3 protein-coding genes and 1 pseudogene are annotated in these 4,700 nt (G+C 72.7%); 3 read left to right on the top strand and 1 reads right to left on the bottom strand.

Annotated elements, in window-relative coordinates; genetic code table 11:
- Window positions 1–305 precede the first annotated feature (305 nt).
- A complete protein-coding gene (locus LCE31_RS36955) occupies window positions 306–1,538 on the top strand; it encodes an arginine deiminase (RefSeq protein WP_225022399.1) in 1,233 nt (410 codons plus the stop codon).
- Between the two features lie 226 nt (window positions 1,539–1,764).
- Window positions 1,765–2,769, top strand: coding sequence for an ornithine carbamoyltransferase (gene argF / locus LCE31_RS36950; RefSeq protein WP_225022397.1), 1,005 nt, complete (start codon window positions 1,765–1,767; stop codon window positions 2,767–2,769).
- A 243-nt stretch (window positions 2,770–3,012) separates the two neighbouring features.
- On the opposite strand, the pseudogene LCE31_RS36945 reads toward argF, so the two are convergent.
- A pseudogene (locus LCE31_RS36945) lies at window positions 3,013–3,471 on the bottom strand (ATP-binding protein); the annotation flags it as partial.
- Between the two features lie 301 nt (window positions 3,472–3,772).
- Here LCE31_RS36945 and LCE31_RS36940 point away from each other — a divergent pair.
- Window positions 3,773–4,600 (top strand): enoyl-CoA hydratase family protein, encoded by an 828-nt coding sequence (locus LCE31_RS36940; RefSeq protein ID WP_225022394.1) that lies wholly within the window; start codon window positions 3,773–3,775, stop codon window positions 4,598–4,600.
- The last annotated feature ends 100 nt before the right edge of the window (window positions 4,601–4,700 follow it).

The raw sequence follows: 4,700 nt of genomic DNA, 5'->3' as shown, positions 1-4,700 counted from the left end.
CCGGGGCCCGCCCCCGCGGGGGCCGCCCCCCGCCCGCCCCCCCCCCCCCCCCCCCGCGCCCCCCCCCCCCGCCCCGGGGGCCCCGGGCACCGCCCCGGGCCGAGCGCCGCCTCAGGCCGGGAGCCGCTTCAGGCCGGGCGCTGCCCCAGGACGGGCACCGCCCCAGGGACAGGCACCGTCACACGGACAGGCACCGTCACACGGACAGGCACAGGACGGGGCCAGGCGTGCCGTTTCTGCCGGTCCGGGCCGATTGGCGGCGGCATCGGGGGGTGAACGGCGGGCCGCGCGGTCAGGATGGAGGCATGACCTTCCATGTCGACTCGGAGACCGGACGGCTGCGCCGCGTCATCCTGCACCGCCCCGGCCTCGAACTGAAGCGGCTCACCCCGCAGAACGCGGACGCGCTGCTCTTCGACGACGTGCTCTGGGTGCGGCGCGCGCAGGAGGAGCACGACGGCTTCGCCGCGGTGCTCCGCGAGCGCGGTGTCGAGGTGCACCTCTTCGGCGACCTGCTGCGGGAGACGCTCGACATCCCCGAGGCCAGGAGCCTGGTCCTGGACCGGGTCTTCGACGAGAAGGAGTACGGCCCGCTCGCCACGGACCACCTCCGCTCCGTGTTCGACGAGCTGGGCGCGGGAGAACTGGCGGAGGCGCTGGTGGGCGGGGTGACCAAACGGGAGTTCCTGGCGGACCACGCGGAGCCCACCTCGGTCCGCTTCCATGTGATGGACCAGGACGACTTCCTGCTCGACCCGCTGCCCAACCACCTCTTCACCCGGGACACGTCCGCCTGGATCTACGACGGCGTCGCCGTCAACGCGATGAGCAGGCCCGCGAGGCGCCGCGAGACCGTGCACTTCGAGGCGGTCTACGGGCACCACCCGCTGTTCACCGGCGACAGCGCGGGGCCCTTCCACCACTGGTCACAGGGCCAGGAGACGTATCCGTCCACCATCGAGGGCGGGGACGTGCTGGTCATCGGCAGGGGCGCGGTGCTGATCGGCATGAGCGAGCGCACCACGCCGCAGGCGGTCGAGATGCTCGCGCGGCGCCTGTTCGCCGCTGGTTCCGCCACCACGATCGTCGCGCTGGACATGCCGAAGCGGCGGGCGTTCATGCACCTCGACACCGTGATGACGATGGTCGACCAGGACACCTTCACCCAGTACGAGGGCCTCGGCATGCTCCGCTCGTACACGATCGAGCCGGGCGACGGGGGCAACGAGCTGAAGGTCACCGACCACCCGCCCGAGCACATGCACCGCGCGATCGCCGCGGCACTCGGGCTGGACGCGGTACGGGTGCTCACCCCGACCCAGGACGTGCACTCCGCGGCGCGCGAGCAGTGGGACGACGGGTGCAACGTGCTCGCGGTCGAGCCCGGCGTCGTCGTCGCGTACGAGCGCAACTCCACGACCAACGCCCATCTGCGCAAGCAGGGCTTCGAGGTGATCGAGATCCGGGGCAGCGAGCTCGGCCGGGGCAGAGGCGGCCCCCGCTGCATGAGCTGCCCCCTGGAGCGATCGGCGACCTGACCCCGGAGCCCCAGAGGACCCGGAGCACCCGGACTGCCCGGTGCACCCAGAGGACCCGTAGCACCCGGAGAACCCGGGCCGGGCGAGGGTCCGTATAGCCATACGGATGGCCGTATATAGTTACGGAGTGCGCCGTTCGCATACGCCGTTCCGTCGCGGAGCATGGCAGGTGGTACGTACGCGCCGCACAGGACCCGCCCGCAGCAAGACCTCAGGAGCAGCCACCATGGCGATACACCTCCCTGGCCGCCACTTCCTCAAGGAGCTCGACCTCACGGCCGAGGAGTTCCGCGGCCTGATCGACCTGGCCGCCGAACTCAAGGCCGCCAAGAAGGCGGGCACCGAGGCGCAGCGTCTGCGCGGCCGGAACATCGCGCTGATCTTCGAGAAGTCCTCCACCCGTACCCGCTCCGCCTTCGAGGTGGCCGCCGCCGACCAGGGCGCCGCCACCACCTACATCGATCCCGCGGGCTCCCACATCGGGAAGAAGGAGTCGGCGAAGGACACCGCCCGGGTGCTGGGCCGGATGTTCGACGGCATCCAGTACCGGGGCGACGCCCAGGCGGTCGTCGAGGAACTCGCCGCGTACGCCGGAGTGCCCGTCTTCAACGGCCTCACCGACGACTGGCACCCCACCCAGATGCTCGCCGACGTGCTCACCATGACCGAGCACTGTGCCAAGCCCCTCACCGCGACGAGCTTCGCCTACCTCGGCGACGCGCGGTTCAACATGGGCAACTCCTACCTGGTCACGGCGGCGCTGCTGGGCATGGACGTACGGATCGTCGCGCCCCGCGCGTTCTGGCCCGACGACGAGATCGTCGCGGTGGCCCGCAAGGCGGCCGAGGTCAGCGGCGCCCGGCCGCACCTGACGGAGGACATCGAGGAAGGCGTCGCCGGGGCCGACTTCGTCGTCACCGACGTGTGGGTGTCGATGGGCGAGCCCAAGGAGGTCTGGGACGTACGGATCGCGGCCCTCGCCCCGTACACGGTGACGATGGACGTGCTGCGCGCCACCGGCAATCCGGACGTGAAGTTCCTGCACTGCCTGCCGGCCTTCCACGACCTGGGCACCGAGGTCGGCAGGGAGATCCACGAGCGCTACGGGCTGCGTGAGCTGGAGGTCACGGACGAGGTCTTCGAGTCGGAGCACTCGGTCGTCTTCGACCAGGCGGAGAACCGTCTGCACACCATCAAGGCCCTGCTCGTCGCGACGATGGGCGACGCGTAGTCCTGGAGCGTTCTCCCGCCGCGGGTGACCGGCGCCGCGGGTGACCGGGGAGAGCGGTCAGCGGCGTGGACGCCGTGGCGTCTGCCGGGGCACCGTCGGCCCCGGCAGGCCGCGTCCCTCCGGTCCCCCGGACCCGCCGGCCCCCGACTCGGGGGACACGGGCCGTGTGCCCTCTCCCGCGGGGCCGCCGGGCTCGGTCGCCGGGTGTGCGGCGAACCCGCCCGCTCGCGGCGCTCGCGGCCGCGGCAGGGTGAACCACACCGCTTTGCCCCCACCGTCCGTCGGCCGGTGGCCGCACTCCGCGCTGAGCGTGCGGATCAGCAGCAGTCCCCGGCCGTCCTCCTGCCACGGGTCCGGCATCGGGGCCGGGCCCGGCCTGCCCAGGGCGTGTGGCGGCTCCGGGTCGGTGTCGTGCACCTCGACGTGGCAGCAGCCGGTTGGGAGCAGCGCCACCACCAGCCGTATCGGATCGTCGCCCCGCGTGTGCTCGACGGCGTTCGCCACCAGCTCCGCCGTCAGCAGTTCCGCCGTGTCGGCGTCGATGCCCTTCTCCAGGTCCGCCAGGGCGGCCCGCACCAGGGCGCGTGCCATGGGTACGGCCGCGGCCGTGTGCGGAAGCGCAATGTGCCAGGGGGAGAGGCGGGGACTGTCGGACAAGGGGGAGATCCGTTCGGGGACGGTGAAGTGGGGGCGGTGTGACATACGGAACCGACCCTCCCGGAGCGTAAGGGCGAGGTTCAGGAAGCGACAACCCGTCCGTCATGGGACGTGTGCCACAACTCGGACAGTGGTGTCCAGGACACCCCGCGCCACGGTCCCGCGTCCCGCGCAGGCCGAACCACGCCACGATCCCGCGTCCCGGTCCCACGCCTCGGTCTCGCATACGAGCCCCGCGTACCGGTCCCACGCCTCGGCCCCGCGTACGAGCCCCGCGTATCGCGTACTCGTGACGAGAGTCACAGGGCGATGATACCGTGCCCGGTACAGCGCGGAAGGAGGCTCCATGAGCCCGTTCACCGGCTCCACGCCCCGCACCGAGACCTGGCGCCACCTTCGGGTGAGCCGTCACGACGGCGTCGCGACCGTCACCCTCGCCCGGCCCGAGAAGCTCAACGCCCTCACCTTCGGCGCGTACGCGGACCTCCGCGACCTGCTCGCCGAGCTGTCCCGTGAACGGTCCGTCCGGGCGCTGGTGCTCGCGGGGGAGGGGCGGGGCTTCTGCTCGGGCGGCGACGTCGAGGAGATCATCGGCGCGACCCTCGCCCTCGACACCGCACAGCTCCTCGACTTCAACCGGATGACAGGACAGGTCGTCCGGGCCCTGCGCGAATGCCCCTTCCCGGTGATCGCCGCCGTGCACGGGGTGGCCGCGGGCGCGGGCGCGGTCCTCGCGCTCGCCTCCGACTTCCGGATCGCGGACCCCTCGGCCCGCTTCGCGTTCCTCTTCACTCGCGTCGGCCTCTCCGGCGGCGACATGGGCGCCGCGTATCTGCTGCCCCGCGTCGTCGGCCTCGGGCACGCCACCCGGCTGCTGATGCTGGACGAGCCGGTGCGGGCCGCCGAGGCCGAACGCATCGGCCTGATCAGCGAGCTCACCGACGAGGGGCACGCCGGCGAGCGGGCCGCCGCCCGCGCCGCCCGGCGCGCGGGCGGCCCCGCTCTCGCGTACGCGCAGACCAAGGCACTGCTCACCGCCGAACTCGACATGCCGCTCGCCGCCGCGGTCGAGATGGACGCGAGCACTCAGGCGCTCCTGATGAACAGCGCGGACTACACGGAGTTCCACGCCGCCTTCACCGGCCGGCGCGACGCCCGCTGGCAGGGGCGGTGAACGGCATGGATACCCGGGCAACACAGACGGCACGGGCGGCACGGACGGCTCGGGCGGGGGCACACCGATGACAACCCCCGCCCCCGGCCAAGGCCCGGCC

Source organism: Streptomyces sp. 8L, assembly GCF_020176795.1.
In the GTDB taxonomy this organism is placed as follows: domain Bacteria; phylum Actinomycetota; class Actinomycetes; order Streptomycetales; family Streptomycetaceae; genus Streptomyces.
Note: the sequence above shows the minus strand (reverse complement) of the source record. Positions and strands in the feature narration are given on the sequence as shown.